Source organism: Nocardia sp. NPDC005746 (genome assembly GCF_040630785.1).
Classification (GTDB): Bacteria; Actinomycetota; Actinomycetes; order Mycobacteriales; family Mycobacteriaceae; genus Nocardia.
In genome coordinates this window covers 46,200-61,611 of the sequence record NZ_JBEXYE010000010.1, presented here as the reverse complement: position 1 = coordinate 61,611, position 15,412 = coordinate 46,200, and the positions used below count along the sequence as shown (strand labels likewise).

The 15,412-nt window shown below is 68.8% G+C and carries 14 protein-coding genes; 5 read left to right on the top strand and 9 right to left on the bottom strand.

All coding sequences use genetic code 11. The features are described 5' to 3' along the window. Positions 1-27 precede the first annotated feature (27 nt). Positions 28-1,275, top strand: a complete 1,248-nt coding sequence (locus ABZ412_RS20035) for a lipase family protein (protein WP_357282486.1) — start codon at positions 28-30, stop codon at positions 1,273-1,275. Positions 1,276-1,302: 27 nt separating this feature from the next. Here the strand turns inward: ABZ412_RS20035 and ABZ412_RS20030 are convergent, their stop codons facing one another. The 4 genes from ABZ412_RS20030 to ABZ412_RS20015 all read right to left on the bottom strand — a co-directional run bounded on the left by ABZ412_RS20030 (position 1,303) and on the right by ABZ412_RS20015 (position 6,633). Beyond that, complete coding sequence (locus ABZ412_RS20030) at positions 1,303-1,938, bottom strand: ammonium transporter (RefSeq protein WP_357282485.1); 636 nt, start codon at positions 1,936-1,938, stop codon at positions 1,303-1,305. 166 nt (positions 1,939-2,104) lie between these two features. Further along, positions 2,105-2,869: an energy-coupling factor transporter transmembrane protein EcfT gene (locus tag ABZ412_RS20025; protein WP_357282484.1), complete on the bottom strand. Its 765-nt coding sequence runs from the start codon at positions 2,867-2,869 to the stop codon at positions 2,105-2,107. Continuing rightward, on the bottom strand, positions 2,866-4,938 hold the full coding sequence (locus ABZ412_RS20020; RefSeq protein WP_357282815.1) for an ATP-binding cassette domain-containing protein: 2,073 nt from the start codon (positions 4,936-4,938) through the stop codon (positions 2,866-2,868). The genes ABZ412_RS20025 and ABZ412_RS20020 overlap by 4 nt, the downstream gene beginning before the upstream one ends. 240 nt (positions 4,939-5,178) lie before the next feature. Continuing rightward, positions 5,179-6,633 carry an NAD(P)/FAD-dependent oxidoreductase gene (locus ABZ412_RS20015; RefSeq protein WP_357282482.1) on the bottom strand — a complete coding sequence of 485 codons (1,455 nt, stop codon included), beginning with the start codon at positions 6,631-6,633 and terminating at the stop codon, positions 5,179-5,181. A 95-nt stretch (positions 6,634-6,728) separates the two neighbouring features. On the opposite strand from ABZ412_RS20015, the gene ABZ412_RS20010 reads away from it, so the two are divergent. Then, positions 6,729-7,796: an AraC family transcriptional regulator gene (locus ABZ412_RS20010; protein ID WP_357282480.1), complete on the top strand. Its 1,068-nt coding sequence runs from the start codon at positions 6,729-6,731 to the stop codon at positions 7,794-7,796. On the opposite strand, the gene ABZ412_RS20005 is transcribed toward ABZ412_RS20010, so the two are convergent. From ABZ412_RS20005 to ABZ412_RS19990, 4 genes are all read right to left on the bottom strand, one after another. Continuing rightward, on the bottom strand, positions 7,777-8,556 hold the full coding sequence (locus ABZ412_RS20005; protein WP_357282478.1) for a metallophosphoesterase: 780 nt from the start codon (positions 8,554-8,556) through the stop codon (positions 7,777-7,779). The genes ABZ412_RS20010 and ABZ412_RS20005 overlap by 20 nt on opposite strands. 146 nt (positions 8,557-8,702) lie before the next feature. Further along, on the bottom strand, positions 8,703-9,500 hold the full coding sequence (locus ABZ412_RS20000; RefSeq protein ID WP_357282476.1) for an RNA pseudouridine synthase: 798 nt from the start codon (positions 9,498-9,500) through the stop codon (positions 8,703-8,705). A gap of 14 nt (positions 9,501-9,514) precedes the next feature. After that, the gene (locus ABZ412_RS19995; protein WP_357282474.1) at positions 9,515-10,873 is read right to left on the bottom strand and encodes a wax ester/triacylglycerol synthase family O-acyltransferase; all 1,359 of its coding nucleotides are present in this window, start codon (positions 10,871-10,873) and stop codon (positions 9,515-9,517) included. An 83-nt stretch (positions 10,874-10,956) separates the two neighbouring features. Further along, complete coding sequence (locus ABZ412_RS19990) at positions 10,957-11,466, bottom strand: hypothetical protein (protein ID WP_357282471.1); 510 nt, start codon at positions 11,464-11,466, stop codon at positions 10,957-10,959. On the opposite strand from ABZ412_RS19990, the gene ABZ412_RS19985 reads away from it, so the two are divergent. Both ABZ412_RS19985 and ABZ412_RS19980 read left to right on the top strand, forming a co-directional pair. After that, positions 11,467-11,778: a hypothetical protein gene (locus ABZ412_RS19985; protein WP_357282470.1), complete on the top strand. Its 312-nt coding sequence runs from the start codon at positions 11,467-11,469 to the stop codon at positions 11,776-11,778. A gap of 80 nt (positions 11,779-11,858) precedes the next feature. After that, positions 11,859-12,722 (top strand): LLM class flavin-dependent oxidoreductase, encoded by an 864-nt coding sequence (locus ABZ412_RS19980; protein ID WP_357282468.1) that lies wholly within the window; start codon positions 11,859-11,861, stop codon positions 12,720-12,722. 38 nt (positions 12,723-12,760) lie between these two features. Here ABZ412_RS19980 and ABZ412_RS19975 read toward each other — a convergent pair whose 3' ends face one another. Further along, positions 12,761-13,162 carry a hypothetical protein gene (locus ABZ412_RS19975; RefSeq protein ID WP_357282466.1) on the bottom strand — a complete coding sequence of 134 codons (402 nt, stop codon included), beginning with the start codon at positions 13,160-13,162 and terminating at the stop codon, positions 12,761-12,763. Positions 13,163-13,414: 252 nt separating this feature from the next. Here ABZ412_RS19975 and ctaD point away from each other — a divergent pair, with 252 nt between their 5' ends. Further along, positions 13,415-15,154: a cytochrome c oxidase subunit I gene (gene ctaD, locus ABZ412_RS19970; RefSeq protein WP_357282465.1), complete on the top strand. Its 1,740-nt coding sequence runs from the start codon at positions 13,415-13,417 to the stop codon at positions 15,152-15,154. Positions 15,155-15,412 lie beyond the last annotated feature (258 nt).

The window sequence follows — 15,412 nt, the reverse complement described above, 5'->3', positions numbered from 1 at the left end:
GTCCGTGGTGTCCGGAGCGTCGGGAGGGTGGACGCTGGAGGCGTGATGCGGCGGGATGGCGCATGGTTCGGATCGGGGTGGCGGATCGGGTTGATCGGTGCGGCAGCCCTATTGGCGGTGGCGATCGTCGTGCCCGGTGCCAGGGCGGAGATTCCGGTTCCCGACGCCGATCCCTTCTATTCGACGCCAATCGACGTGGGGGAGTACGAAAACGGGGCGATTCTCGATACCCGGCCGATCGCCGTCCTGGGGCTGCCGCTGCCGGTCGCGGGCTGGCAGGTGCGATACCGCACCACCGATTCCGCCGGGCGGGCCGCCGCCGACGTGGCCACGGTGATGACTCCGCTCACCCCGTGGACCGGGCCCGGAGATCGCCCGTTGCTGTCGTATCAGATTGCCGAGGACAGTCTCGGAACCCGCTGCGCCCCATCGTTCGCGCTGGGCGGCGGCCGCGACCTCGCGATCACCAACACCCTGCTCGACGTGCCGTTCCTGGCCGAGGCGCTGCGCCGCGGCTGGGCCGTGGTGGTGTCCGACTACGAGGGCGCGCAGTCCCGATTCTTCGACGGTGTCAACTCCGGCCGCGCGGTGCTGGACGGCGTCCGCGCCGCCAAAGCCTTTGCGCCGCTGGGGATCACCGATGTCAGCCCACTCGGGGCCTGGGGTTATTCCGGCGGGGCCTTCGCCACCCTGTGGGCCATGCAGCTGCGGGCGAGCTACGCGCCCGAGCTCTGGTTCGCCGGCGTGATCTCCGGCGGCGTCCCGGCCGGCATCCCGGCCATCGCCCGTGGCGTGGACGGCAGCGTGCAGGCCGGACTCGGGGTGCTGATCCTGATCGCCATGACGCGCATCGATCCCGGCCTGGCGGACTCGCTCAATGACAGCGGCCGCGCGCTGATCGCACAGGAATCCGCTTCCTGCGGTAGCGATCTCGTGGCTCACCACGTGTTCGGGCGCGTCGACGACTACTCGGCGATCCCGGACATCCTCGGCAGCCAGGCCTTCCGGTCCGTCACCGATCGCCAGGAACTGGGCGGCTGGGCGCCGGACGTCCCGCTGTACCTGTACCACAGCAATTTCGACGACGTGATCCCGTCATCAGGCTTCAGCGACCTCGTCGACCGCTACTGCGCGCTCGGCGCGACCCTCACCGCCGTGCACTCGGGCATCCCGGGCCACAACCCGGCCGCGGTGGGAGAAGCCTTGGGCGCCATGAACTTTCTGACCGACCGCTTCGCGGGCGAGCCGGTCACCGCCGGGTGCGCCGTGCGCTGAGGCGCGGCCCACCCGGCGGCCGGAGTCCTACGCGCCGGGGTTCGCCCACTTGGTGGTTCCGGGCGCCGCGGTCAGCGTGCTGATCAGGTCGACACCCGCGATGACCAGGGCCGGGCCGCCGACCACCAGGGTGCCGATGATCGCGCCCACGGTCGCCGCGATCGGCACCGTCGCGAGGCCGGCCGGACCACCGGCGAACCCGAGGAGACCGACGACCGCACCGAGGGCCAGGCCGACAAAGCTGCCGATCGCGGTCGCGATGCCGAACTGGCTGGCGAAGGTCTGCATGGCCAGCTGGTTCTCGGTCAACGACGCCACCGGCCGCAGCGCCGGGGTGGCCGCCGCGACATCCTTGACCGCGGTCATGTTCAGGACCGTGCCGTCCTCGCTGACGGTGGCGGGCACCGGGTAGCTCAGACCGTCCTGGGTGACGGCCAGCGGCAGTTCGAGCACGGTCGCGCCCGCGGCGTCCTTGATGTCGACGGCGCCGCCGGCCAGCTCGAAGGTGCCGTTGGTGAGGGTGGTGACGACGGTGTTGCCGACCAGCTGGGTCTGGTAACCGATATCGGGCACCGTGGCGTCGGCGTGGGCCACACCGGCTCCGGTGATGGCGACGGCCGTGACTACCGGCGCGGCGACAGCGGTGATCTTGCGCAGCATCATGGGTCTTCCAATCTTGATCAGGTTTTTGTGGCAACACACAGCACAGGTTGAAGAATTCCCCCCTTGTGTGTCCGCCCTGAGCCCGGTTGCTATCAGCAACCCGTTCTACGCGCCTCACGGTAGCGTGCGATGCCGACAACCTCGATAATTTTTGGCTCGCGTCGTCCTATATGACCAGTTCCACGGCGATTCCGAGCGCGCACACCAAACCCACCACCAGTAGCGCCACCGCGTCGGCGCGTCCCGGCGAGCTGGGCCGGGCGGTCAATTCGCCGGTGCCGCCGCGCGTCGTGATGGCCTCGCCGAGTTCGCCCGCGCGGCGGCTGGAGACGGCCATGCTCGCGGTCAGAATGTCGACCAGCGGATTCTCCGCGGCGCGATGCAGCAGTGAGTCCTTGGGTCGCAGCCGCCGCGCCGCCCGCAGCAGGCGCATCTCCTCGAGCAGCAGCGGCAGGCCGCGCAGCGTCAGCGCCACCACCACCGCCCACTCGTCGACGGGCACCGCGTGGCGAACACCGTTGCGGGTCCAGCCGATCCGTTTCAGCGGCGCGCCGAGCCGGGCCAGCGCGGGTGCGATCTCACCCATCGGCGTGGTCCAGGCGACCAGGAACGACGCACCCAGCAGCAGGAATCCGAACACGATCACCTGCGCGTACCGCAGCAGCGCGGACGACCCGACGGGCGCGTTGATGGCCGCGCCGATCGCGATGCCCAGCCAGAGCAGCCACGGGAAGCGCGGCAGCGTGCCCAGCGGCAGGCGGGCCAGCAGGAAGACCGCGATCAGGAACGCGGCCGCCACTCCGAGCAGCGCCCACGACGGGATGAACATGAGCAGCAGGCTGATCGCGAAGACGGCGATCATTTTGGTACCGGCCCACAGTCGATGCACGGGGCTGTCGACGGGGACTTCACGGAGGACGACGCTGCTCATCGGAGACCTCCGGTGAAGTCGTGCGCGTACTGCGCCGCGGCGGTTGTGTTCTCGACGAGCCGGCCGTCGCGCAGGTGGACGGTGCGGTCGCAGACGGCGGCCATATCGGCCACGTCGTGTGAGATGACGATCAGGGTCAGGCCCGAATCACGCAGGCGGGCAAGCAGTTCCACCACTCCCGCGCGACCTTCTGGGTCCAGCCCGGCGAGCGGCTCGTCGAGCACCACCACGTGCGGGTGACTGGCCACGATGGCCGCCAGCACCACCCGTTTGGCCTGACCGCCGCTGAGTTCCTCGATCGATCGGGTGGCCAGGCTCCGGTCCAGGCCGACCTCGTCCAGCGCGTGGGCCACCGCGTAACTGCCGCGGCCACCCCAATCCTCGATCTCGGCGCCCACGTCCTGACGCTGCATCTGCAGGCGGGAATGCTGGAAAGCCAGCTGTACGGCCCCGATTCGCTTGTGTACCGGGCGGGTCGTGCCCATGGGTTCGCGCAGTGTGCAGGTGCCCGAGGTGGGCACGGTCAGCCCGGCCATGATCCACGCGAGTGTCGATTTGCCGGAGCCGTTGCCGCCCACGACGAGCAGGGCCTCGCCGCGCCGGACGCTGAGGTCGACATCGTGCAGGGCGGGCGCTTCCCACGGGGTGCCGCGGTTGTAGGTGTGGCCGACGCCGGTCAATTCGAGCACGGGTTCGCCCATCGGCCGTCGCCGCGGGTCGCCGACCGGACGCGGCCAGGCGGGCAGGTGCGCGACCGAGCGGCCCTGTTCGAGGTGGATCACCCGGTCGGCGGCGGACGCGTCCGCTTCGTGGTGGGTCACCAGCACGACGGCCATGGGGTGGCGGCGCGGCAGACGGGCCAGCAGTGCGACCAGGTCGCGGCGGCCTTCGGGGTCGATCATGGAGGTCGCCTCGTCGGCGATGAGCAGGGTGGGCTGCCGGGCCAGGGCGGCGGCGACGGCGAGTCGCTGCTGCTGGCCGCCGGACAGGGTCGCGGTCTCGCGCCCGCCCATGCCGGTCAATCCGACCTCGGCGAGCAGTCCATCGATGTCCACGGCCGCCGCGTCCGCGGTGGGCAGACCCCACACCACGTCGTCGGCGACGAGCACACCCAGGGTCTGGCTCTCGGGTCGCTGCAACACCATCGCGGTGCCGCCGCGCACGCCGAGGCCCGCCGCACCCGGGCGAGTCACCGTTCCGGAGGTCGGCGGACGGCCCGCGAGAATCCTGGTGAGCGTGGACTTTCCGGACCCGTTGTGCCCGACCACCGCCACGAACTCACCGACATCGACGGTCAGATCGATGCCGTGCAGGGCGTCGGCGCGGGCTCCCCGATAGCGGAAGGTGACGCCCTGCAAGGTGACCGGCAGCGGGGCGACCGGTCGCGGATCGTCCGGCGCGTCGAGCAGGCTGTCCCGCCCCGGCAGCCAGGCCAGCCGGTCCAGCACCCGCCCGAGCACGAACCACGAGAACACGCCGCTGACCAGCATCGCGGCAATGATTCCGCCACCCACGAACGCCCACCACCAGTGCAGGATGGTGTCGGTGTAACCGGCGATGGCCCGCCCGATCGGCTGCAGCGCATCCTGTTTCGCCGCAAGACTCTCCAGACCCTCGGCGGTGTTCCGGATGTTGTCGAACACCAGGTCCCGCGACCGCGCGAACGCCAGCAGCATCCCCACCGTGAGGGTCGCCATCACGAACCCGGCCAGCGCCGACAACCCGACCACCGCGGGCAGCCCGCCGCGCCGCCGCTTCACCGTTCCGATGATCCCGCCGATGACGGCGACGCCGACCAGGTTCTCGGCGGGCAGCAGACCCGCCGCCACGAACGTCACCAGCGTGCCCGCGATGGTGGTCGCCAACTGCGCCCGGAATCGATGCCGATGCGCGAGCAGTCCCATGGGTACGGCGGCCACCAACTGCAGCACCGCCGCGAACGGCACCAGCGACCCGAGGGTCACCAGCCCCACCGTGGCCCCGCCCAGCACGGCGCCGGCCGCCAGCTCGATGGGCCGCAACGCCCCGTGCGGCAGCGTCGGCCCCTCGGTTCTTCCGGCCTGCGCCACGCCGACGGGCTCGGCCAGGCCGCCGCGAATCCGGTACGAATCGGTCACGTCTACCAGTCTGCCGTGTCCGGGCCCCGACCCCCGCAGACCTCTCACCATCTCCACAGAGTCCGGGCACGACCCCCACAACCACCGTCGTCGGCTACGCCGGGTCCTTGCTGAGCTGCTCGACCGAATGCCCCGTGACGGATGGGGCGTCGGCCGGTGGGTTGGGTCCGGGGCGTTGTTCGATGGCGCTGGTCAGGAGCGGATTTGTGTGAAGGTGTAGTCGAGGAGGCGGAGGTCGCGGGTGCGGCGGCGGTAGCTGCGGGTGGTGCCGGGCCAGTTGTTGGTGATCCGGCCGGAGGCGGTGCGGTACCAGCTGGTGCAGAAGTTCCAGGGGGTGCGGGCCAGGCGGTGCTGGAGGGCGTCGTTGTAGGCGCGCTCGGGGTCGGGGCGGACTTCGAGGTAGGTGCGGGGGCGCTCGCCGAGGAGTTGCAGGGCGCGGCGAATGTAGTGGGTCTGGGATTCGATCATGTAGATGATGGAGCCGACGCCGAGGTTGGTGTTGGGACCGTAGACGAGGAACAGGTTGGGAAATTCGGGGACGGTGATGCCGAGGTAGGCGTGCGCGCCGCCGTCCCAGGCGTCCTCCAGGTTGCGGCCGCCGCGGCCGCGAATCTTCATGGGCCACAGGAATTCCGTGCCCTTGAAGCCGGTGCCGTAGATGATCACGTCGGCTTCGTGCAGCGCGCCGTCGGCGGTGCGGATGCCTTCGGGAACGATCTCGCTGATGGCGGTGGTCTCCACGGTGACATTGGGTTCGCACAGGGCCGGGTAGTAGTCGTTGGAGAACAGCGCGCGTTTGCAGCCGATCGGGAAGTCGGGGGTGAGCTTGGCGCGCAGCCCCGGATCGGCGACCTGCTCCTCGAGATGCTTCGCCGCGATCCGGGACACGAATCGCGCGATTCCGGGGAACTCGACCAGGCCCAGTGCCAGGAACTCGGCCAGCATCCACCACGAAAGCCGTTCGGCCACCGGCATTCCTGGCACCGCGATCAGCACGCGTTGATGCACCGGCTTGTAGTCGGTGTCGAACTTGGGCAGCACCCAGGCCGCGGTGCGCTGGAACACCGTCAGGTGCGCGGCCTTCGGCTGGATCTCGGGAACGTACTGGATGGCGCTGGCCCCGGTGCCGATGCTGGCCACCCGCTTGCCGGCCAACTCCACGCCGTGATCCCACTGCGCCGAGTGGAAGGACTCCCCGGCGAACTGCTCGATCCCAGGTATCGGCGGCATGGCCGGTCGCGACAGCTGCCCGACCGCCGAGATCAGCACGTCGGCGGTCCGGACTGCCCCGTCGGCGGTCCGCACCGTCCACTGCCCGGTCGTCTCGTCGAATTCCGCCTCGCTGACGTCGGCCCCGAACACGATGTGGTCGCGCAGCCCGTGCCGATCGGCGATCCCGCGCATGTACTCCCAGATGTCCTCGCGCGTCGAATACCGCTGCCGCCACCTCGGTTTGGGCTCGTGCGCGAACGAGTACAGCGGCGACGGCACATCGCAGGCCGCCCCGGGGTAGGTGTTCTCCCGCCACACTCCGCCCAGGTCCGCGGCCCGTTCCAGAATGGTGAATTCGCGGAAGCCGTTGCGTTGCAGCTCGATCGCCATGCCGAGCCCGCCGAACCCCGCACCGATGATGATCACCTTCGGCATTGTGGTGCTCCTCACATCGAAGACTCTTCTCAGGGTAGGAGCGCTCGTCGAATTTAGTGGGCGACCGGATCGAGAATTTCGGCCATAATCAGGCTATGGGCACGGTGCAGGAGGCGGGAATCCGGGATTGGGACTTCCCACGTGGGGTGGCGAGTGTCGCGCTCATGGTCGGTTTCGCACGCGAACACGGGGTCCCGGCGGCGCGCATGCTGCAGGGCAGCGGGCTGAGCGAGAAGCAGCTGGCCAACCCGGACGAGCAGATCGACGCGCACACCGAGCTGGCGGTGATCCGGAATCTGGTGCGTGAGCTGGGCGGGCGTCCCAACCTCGGGCTGGAGGTGGGGCGGCGGTACCGCATCACCACATTCGGCATCTTCGGTTTCGCCTGTGTCAGCAGCCCCACCCTGGGCGAGGCCATCGCCTTCGCCCTGCGCTACCTGGAGTTGAGCTTCACCTTCTGTATCCCGGCGGCCCGCTGGCGGCCGGGCGAGTTCGTGGCCCGGATCCACGACGAGGGCGTGCCCGCCGACGTCCGCCGCTTCCTGGTGGAGCGTGATGTCACCGCCATGCACCAGATGATGTCGGACCTCACCGGCAACCGGATCCACCTGCTGCGCGCCGACTTCGACTTCCCCGCGCCCGGCAGCCTCGACATGTATACCGAGATCTACGGCGTGACACCGAGTTTCGAGGCCGATCACAACCTGTTCACCATGGACCCGGCGGTCCTGGAACAGCCCTTGCCGCAGGCCAACGAGCACACCTGGGCCATGTGCCTGGCGCAGTGCCGCGAGCTGGTGTCGCGCCGCCGCGCCCGCACCGGCATCGCCGCCGAGGTGCGGGAGCGGCTGGTGCCGCGCGGCGGACTGGACGGTTTCGCGGTGCCGCCGGGAATCGACTCGGTGGCACGGGATCTGAATATGAGCACCCGCACCCTGCGCCGCCACCTGGACGCGGCGGGCACCAGTTACCGGCAGCTGCTGGACGAGGTGCGGCGCGCGCTGGCGGAGGAGATGCTCACCGCAACACCGCTGTCGGTCAGCGATGTGGCGATCCGGCTCGGCTACGCCGAGGCGTCGACCTTCATCCACGCCTTCAAACGCTGGACCGGCACCACCCCGTCGGCGTACCGGCGCGGCGCGGTCAGTCCAGCGGTTCGCTGAGCCAGCCGCCCATGGCGATGGGCCGGAACATGGACAGCAGCCGGCCGTCCTCGATGGAGTGGAAGATGATCGACGGGTCGGGCGCGAAGTCGATCGGCACGTGTCCCGGTGCGGCCGTCTCCCATTCGCAGCCGATGGTGGAGGACACACTCGGCGCGACGATCAGCGGCTTGCCCGCGAACTGGGTCATCAGCCCGGCGTGCACGTGCCCGGTGAGCACCGCCGCGATCCGGTCGTCGCCGGCCACGATCTCGGCCAGCCGTTCCGGATTGGTGAGCCGGATCGGGTCGACCACGGTGGACCGCACCGGCACCGGCGGATGGTGCATGGCGATCAGCACCGTCTCGTCGGCGGGGGTGGCGGCGAGCAGGTCGGTGAGGAAGTCGTAGGTCTCGTCCTCGAGCAGGCCCTCCGGCTTGCCGGGGATGCTGGAGTCGAGCAGCGCCAGGGTGACGCCGTCCACGCGGTAGGACTGGTTGATCGGGCCGGTGCCCTCGGTGCCGGGGAACAGGACGCTGCGCATATTGCCGCGGTCGTCGTGATTGCCGGGCAGGATCAGCACGGGCAGATCGGCGGTCAGCGCGGCGCGGGCCTGCTGGTATTCCTCAGGCTCGCCCTCGTCGGCGATGTCGCCGGTGACGATGATGGCGTCGGGTCGCCGCGGCAGCTCGGCCAGGAAGGCCATCACCCGTTCGGCGCGTTCGACATTGCGTGCGCCCATATTGAAGTGGGTGTCACTGAGCTGAGCGAGCAGAACCATCGGCGTTCGCTTTCTGTCATGGGTCGCAGCATTGCGCCCGGCTGTGCCACCGCACCGCAGCACCTTATTCAGGCTAGATGACCTGCCCAGATGTGGTCGCGGTGAGACCCGCCACCCAATATAGCGAACGTGAATCAGTGACCCGGCTATGTGGTGCGGGCCATGAGTTCGCTTGCGCTGCTCAGCAGTTGCCGTGGGTCGTCCGCCACGCTGGTGTCGCCGACGCGCCAGAAGTCCGCACCCGGCTCGGCTTCCAGCTCCAAGCGGCCCGACGGCCGCCAGGACGCGTCCAGTGTCAGCCGCCAGGAGTGCAGGTGGGTGCGGCCGAACGCGCCGGACTTGTCGAAGAGCGGGTCGCCGACGATGGGGTGGCCGATCCAGGCCAGGTGGACGCGAATCTGGTGCCGCCGTCCGGTGATCGGGCGCACTGCCAGGACGGTGCTGTCCGCGCCGCGGGCCAGCGTGGTGAATTCGGTGACCGACGGATAATTCTTGCCCGCCAGCACATCCTGGTCGTCCACCCGCCAGGTGTCGCCGTCGCGGCGAATGCTCTCGCGGGGCGCGGCGATGCGCACCCGGTTCTTGCGGCCCACGCTCAACGGCAGGTCGATGACGCCGCGGTCGGGGAGCCCGGTGGAGGCGGTGACGGCCAGGTACGCCTTCTCCACGGTCCGCTTGTTGAACTGGCGGGTGAGCTGCCCGTGCGCGGGCAGCTCCTTGGCCAGCAGCACCAGGCCCGAGGTGACCTTGTCGATGCGGTGCACCGGGTAGAGCGTCTCGCCCTGCGCGGCGGCCATTTCGACGATGTCGGTGTCGTGGCGTTCACCGGTGACGGAGATCCCGGCGGGCTTGTTCAACGCCAGCACCGCCTCGTCCTCGAGGATCAGGCACTCTTTCCGCAGTTCGGGCCACGACATCACCCGCTCCAGCGTAGCGAGGGCCAACTCTCGGCTCCGCGTCAGGCGACCGCTTGCTCCAGCTCGGCCAGACCGTTCTCCAGATGGTCGATCATGCGATCGAGGTCCGGCACCGTGCGGCGGCAGCCGACCAGACCGAAATCGAGGTTGTCGCCATTGGTGGTGAGCGTGATGTTCATGGCCTGCGATTCGAAGGGAATCGAGAGCGGATAGTTGGCGTCGAGGCGCGCGCCCTGCAGATAGACCGGCTTGCGCGGGCCCGGCACATTGGAGATCACCAGGTTGAACGGCATGCGCGGCAGCGCCTCGAAACCGGGTAGGAGGGAGACGCCCAGCGGCGTCATCAGCGCGGCCGACAGCAGCATCGCCTCCAGCTTCGGCAGCTGTGTGAACACCTGCTTCGCGTCGCGCATGGAGGCGCGAATCTGGTCGAGCCGCGCCACCGGGTCGGCGAGGTGGGTGCCGAGGTTCGCCAGGCAGGCCGCGACCATATTGCCCTCGGAGGTGTCGGCCTCGGCGGCATTGCGGATATTGACCGGCACCATGGCGATCAACGGCTCGTCGGGCAGCGCGTCCCGCTCGAGCAGGTAGGCGCGCAGCGCGGCGGAACTCATGGCCAGCACCACGTCGTTGACGGTGGCCCCGGTGGCCTGCCGGACGTCGTTGATCCGTTCCAGCGGCCAGGAACGCACGGCGATGCGCCGGGCCCCGCCGATGGAGGTGTTGAGCAGGGTGCGCGGTGCGGTCATGGGCAGGGTGAGTCGTCCGTCGAGGGCGCCCCGCAACGGTGCGGCGATCGACCCGCTCGCGCGCAGCAGCCGCGGCAGGGCCTTGCCCGCCTGGGCCCACAGGCTCTCGGGTTCGGGGCTGTCGTCGCGCGGCACCGGCGGAGTGCCCCACGGGACGGCGATCCGGGTGTCGAGCGGGTCGTCGGTGAGGGTGCGCTGCAGCAGCCGCATGGCCGAGACGCCGTCGATGAGGGCGTGGTGCATCTTCATGTAGAGCGCGAAGCGGCCGTCGCTCAGACCCTCGATGATGCGCCCCTCCCACAGGGGCCGGTGCCGGTCCAGCAGGATGCCGTGCAGACGCTCGGTGAGATCCAGCAGATCGCTCATGCCGCCGGGCGCGGGCAGCGCGGATCGGCGCAGGTGGTAGCCGAGATCCACGGTGTCGGCGTGTGACCAGGCGAGGCTGGAGAAGCCGCCCAGCAGCCGGCTCGGTTTGCGGCGGAAGCGGGTGCGCACCTCGGTGCTCGCGGCCATGGCCTCGAACAGTTCGTGGGTGTAGTCGGGGCCCGCGTCGGCGGGCGGCTCGAACAGCTGGAGGCCACCCACGTGCATGGGGTGCTCGCGGGATTCGATGGCCAGGAATATCGCGTCGAGCGGGTTGAGCAGGTCCATGGAAGCCGCCTTTGCCGGGTGGGCAGAACTGCCCGGAGCGGATACGGTGCGGCGACGCTGCCCCCCGCTGCGTTAACAGAAAATCAGGCTATCACTGTCTGTGACTCGGCTCTCGTTGAGCCTTTGAGCAAATCTACGGCATCACGTTCCGTTCGGGCCGCGAAGGCCATGGCGACGGCGGTTCGGCGGCCGTGCGTGAACGGGTGCACGCGATGCAGGGTGGTGTCGGTGCGCAGCAGGTAGAGATCGCCGGGGCCGAGCTCCCAGGAGTGGATCCGATTGCGCGTCAGGATCCGGTGCACATCGGTGTCGTAGGGATCGAGGCAGGTGTGCGCCACCGTCTGCACGAAACCGCCCTCGGCCGGCGGCGGGCACTCCACCACCAGGACCAGTGTGAAAGCGTAAGCGTCCCAATGCCATCGCCCGAGCACGTCGTCGTGCCGCCGGCGGCTGACGTGGAAGCGTTCGGGTTCGGGGCAGGGCAGGACGGGTTCGGCCGCGATCACGGACAGGCTGTGCCGCAAGGGTTCACAGTCGTAGAGCTGGGGGATGCAGGCGGTGTGGGCCACGACGTCGGAGCCGGTCGATTCCACGTGCTGGCGGGTCAGGCTGTCACCCTCGGGGAGCAGGTCGCCTCACTGCCGGTGGTGGTCGAGCAGTGCGAGGGTCTCGGCCGCGAGCACGCGTTTGACCCGGTGTGGGAGCAGGAAACCGAGTCTGGCGATTCCGGTCTCGGCGAACCGTTTTCGCGCGTGGGCCAGAGCCGAGGGATCGACCTCCCTCAGGTGCCGCCGAGCCGTATCGACCGTGTTGTGAACCCGCATCGCGCACGCCCTTTCGGATCGATTGTATTGCGTTGTCCGGCAACGACTATGGAGTTGGGTTTCCGCTCGATCACGATCTGAAACGAATACCTTCGCTGGACGCGCCGAATCGGCCCGTTATCGCCCGCGTCCCCGGCCCGCGCGGTAGCTTGATAATTGCTATGGCGGATTACGGGCATGAGCTCAGGTTCGGCATCTTCGTCCCGCCCGATGCGGCGCGCGGGCGTGCCCTGCTGCGCCTGGTCCGGCAGGCCGACGACTCCGGGCTGGAAGTGCTGGCCGTCCAGGATCATCCGTATCAGCCCGCGTTCCTCGACACCTGGACCCTGCTGTCCTATCTGGCCGGAGTCACCCGCACCCTGACCCTGATGCCCGCGGTCGCCAACCTGCCGCTGCGTCCGCCCGCGGTGCTGGCCCGCAGCGCCGCCAGCCTGGACCTGCTCAGCGCGGGTCGTGTCGAACTGGGTCTGGGCGCGGGCGCGTTCTGGGATGCCATCGAGGTCATGGGCGGCGCGCGACGCACCCCCGGCCAAGCCCTGAGCGCGCTGCGCGAGGCCATCGGCGTGCTGCGCGCGCTCTGGGGCGAGGCCGACCGCTCCCGTCTCCCCGGCGACTTCTACCCGCTGCGCGGCGCGAAACCCGGCCCGCGCCCGGCACATCCGATCGGCATCTGGCTCGGCGTCTACGGCCCCCGCGCGCTCCGCCTGACCGGTGAACTCGCCGACGGCTGGCTCGGCAGCGCCGCTTATGCCCCGCCCGCCACTCTCCCGGCCCGCATGGCCGCCATCGACGACGCCGCCCGATCATCCGGCCGCATCCCCGCCCTGATCCGCCGCGCCTACGTCATCGACCCCACCATGGGCCCGCCCCAGCTCACCGACCTCGCCCTGACTCAGGGCATCAGCCAATTCCTGCTCCCCGTCGACCCCGAAGGCGAGCGCCCCACCCGACATTTCGCGGCCGAGACCGCCCCCGCGGTCCGTGCGGCGGTCGCCGCCGCCCGCGCCGGGCACGTACCCCTCTAGGGGTTCGCGGCGAAGCCTTCGAGGGTCACGAGAGTTGATCAGGCCCCGAAGAAGCGGTTGTGCATGATCTGGCGGATCGGGGAGAGCAGCCCGTCGAAGGCGACGCGGTCCGACTTCACCGTGTGCAGGCTGGCGTCACCGCGCTTGGGGTCCTCGCAGATCACCCGTAGTCGTTTGCCGCCGTGATACGCCGCGCCGAGGGTGAGGTTCACGGTCCCGTCGGCCCCGACGACCCCCCATGGCCCGCTCACGTCGTGGCCCGCGATCTGGCACTTGTTGTTCGGCTTCTCGCCGGTGACGTGCGCGGTCACCTCGCCGCGCCCCTGGATGACTGCCCGGGGTTCGCCATGGGCGGTGGTGGCCGATCCCACGGCGAGCAGGAGGCCGAGGCTGCCGACCACGGTGACGGTGAGTACGCGGTTGCGCAGCGATCGAGACATAACACTGATATTGGACCGCGTCATATGAGCTTTTGATGATGTCGAGGCGTGAATCGCGGGTGAACAGCATGCCAAACCTGGGTGGTGGCCGCCATGTACGTCACGGTTGCCCTGCGGTATCTTGCATTTCGATCCCACTCCGCACCGATCGGAGTGTTTTCGGTCAAGATTGAGTAGCTGTCGGTACGCTGTGCGCCGTTCTATGTGCCCCGATTGGTAGAGCTGGACGGAACCCTCCCGAAGGAGGATGTGGTGACTGCGGTATCTCCAAAGCCCGAACAGGACCTCGAGGCGGTCCGGCCCTACCCGCCCCGGAAACGCTCCAAAGGATCGTTCATCTATCAATTGGTCACCACGACCGACCCCAAGATGCTCGGTCAGATGTACTTGTTCACGTCGATCTCGTTCTTCCTGATCGGCGGTCTGATGGCGGTGCTCATGCGCGGCGAGCTAGCGCGGCCGGGCATGCAGTTCCTGTCCACTGAACAGTTCAACCAGCTGTTCACCATGCACGGCACCATCATGCTGCTGTTCTACGCGACCGCGGTGGTGTTCGCCTTCGCCAATATCATTGTGCCGCTTCAGATCGGCGCGCCCGACGTCGCTTTCCCGCGGCTGAACGCGCTGAGCTATTGGCTGTACCTGTTCGGCGCGAGCATGGCGACCGCGGGCTTCATCACCCCGGGCGGCGCGGCGGATTTCGGCTGGACGGCCTACACCCCGCTGTCGGACATCGTGCACACCCCGGGTGTGGGCGGTGACCTGTGGATCCTGGGGGTCGCCGTCTCCGGTCTGGGCACCATCCTCGGCGGCGTCAACTTCATCACCACCATCGTGGTCCTGCGCTGCCCCGGCATGACCATGTTCCGGATGCCGATCTTCACCTGGAACATCCTGATCACCAGTCTGCTGATCCTGCTGGCCTTCCCGATCCTGACCTCGGCCGCGCTGGCCCTGTTCTACGACCGGCACCTGCACGGGCACATCTACGACCCGGCCAATGGCGGCAATCTGCTGTGGCAGCACCTGTTCTGGTACTTCGGCCACCCCGAGGTGTACATCATCGCGCTGCCGTTCTTCGGCATCGTCTCGGAGATCTACCCGGTCTTCTCCCGCAAGCCGATCTTCGGTTACACCACGCTGGTGTACGCGACGATCGCCATCGCGGCGCTCTCGATCGCGGTGTGGGCGCACCACATGTACGCCACGGGCGCGGTGCTGCTGCCGTACTTCTCGTTCATGACCTTCCTCATCGCGGTCCCGACCGGTGTGAAGTTCTTCAACTGGATCGGCACCATGTGGCGAGGTCAGCTCACCTTCGAGACACCGATGCTGTGGTCGCTCGGCTTCATCGTGACGTTCCTCTTCGGCGGTCTGTCGGGCGTCATCCTCGCGAGCCCGCCGCTGGACTTCCATGTGTCCGACACCTATTTCGTGGTCGCGCACTTCCACTACGTGCTCTTCGGGACCATCGCCTTCGCCACCTTCGCGGGCATCTACTTCTGGTTCCCGAAGATGTCCGGCCGCATGCTCGACGAGCGTCTGGGCAAGTGGCACTTCTGGACCACGTTCATCGGCTTCCATACCACGTTCCTGGTGCAGCACTGGCTGGGCAACATGGGTATGCCGCGCCGGTATGCCGACTACCTGCCGAGCGACGGATTCACCACGCTGAACACCATTTCCACCATCGGCTCGTTCGTTCTCGGCGCGTCGATGCTGCCGTTCGTGTGGAACGTCTTCAAGTCCTACCGCTACGGCGAGGTCGTGACCGTGGACGACCCGTGGGGCTACGGCAACTCTCTCGAATGGGCGACCTCCTGCCCGCCGCCACGGCACAACTTCTACGAGCTGCCCCGAATCCGTTCGGAGCGACCGGCTTTCGAGCTGCACTACCCGCACATGGTCGAGCGGATGCGCGCGGAGGCCCATGTGGGCTGGGGTTCGGGCCAGCACACGGTGCACGAGACCGAGAAGGCCTCCACCACCTAGTTCTCCCGCACGTCCACCAGGTTCTCCTCGACATCGAGCGCGGCGGTCGTCTCCGGACGGCCGCCGCGCTCGCGGGTCAGGGCCGGGGCCGCCCGTCGAGGCGTTCGATATCGGTGTCGAAGCGTTCGAGGAAGTTCGCGAGGGCGGAGCGCTCGGACACCGTCGCGGCGTGATCTCCCGGCCGCGGGTGCGGCCTGATCGGACGTCCATATAACGCCTGATCATGCGTCCATTCGCGGCACGAAAGGAATAGCAGCG

Excerpts from the sequence above, each read along its gene's own strand:
- ABZ412_RS19995 (WP_357282474.1), bottom strand. The coding sequence starts at position 10,873 with ATGGACCTGCTCAACCCGCTCGACGCGATATTCCTGGCCATCGAATCC.
- ABZ412_RS20030 (WP_357282485.1), bottom strand. The coding sequence starts at position 1,938 with ATGATGCTGCGCAAGATCACCGCTGTCGCCGCGCCGGTAGTCACGGCC.
- ABZ412_RS20025 (WP_357282484.1), bottom strand. The coding sequence starts at position 2,869 with ATGAGCAGCGTCGTCCTCCGTGAAGTCCCCGTCGACAGCCCCGTGCAT.
- ABZ412_RS19975 (WP_357282466.1), bottom strand. The coding sequence starts at position 13,162 with ATGTCTCGATCGCTGCGCAACCGCGTACTCACCGTCACCGTGGTCGGC.
- ABZ412_RS20005 (WP_357282478.1), bottom strand. The coding sequence starts at position 8,556 with ATGGTTCTGCTCGCTCAGCTCAGTGACACCCACTTCAATATGGGCGCA.
- ABZ412_RS19980 (WP_357282468.1), top strand. The coding sequence starts at position 11,859 with ATGGCGGATTACGGGCATGAGCTCAGGTTCGGCATCTTCGTCCCGCCC.
- ABZ412_RS20010 (WP_357282480.1), top strand. The coding sequence starts at position 6,729 with ATGGGCACGGTGCAGGAGGCGGGAATCCGGGATTGGGACTTCCCACGT.
- ABZ412_RS20015 (WP_357282482.1), bottom strand. The coding sequence starts at position 6,633 with ATGCCGAAGGTGATCATCATCGGTGCGGGGTTCGGCGGGCTCGGCATG.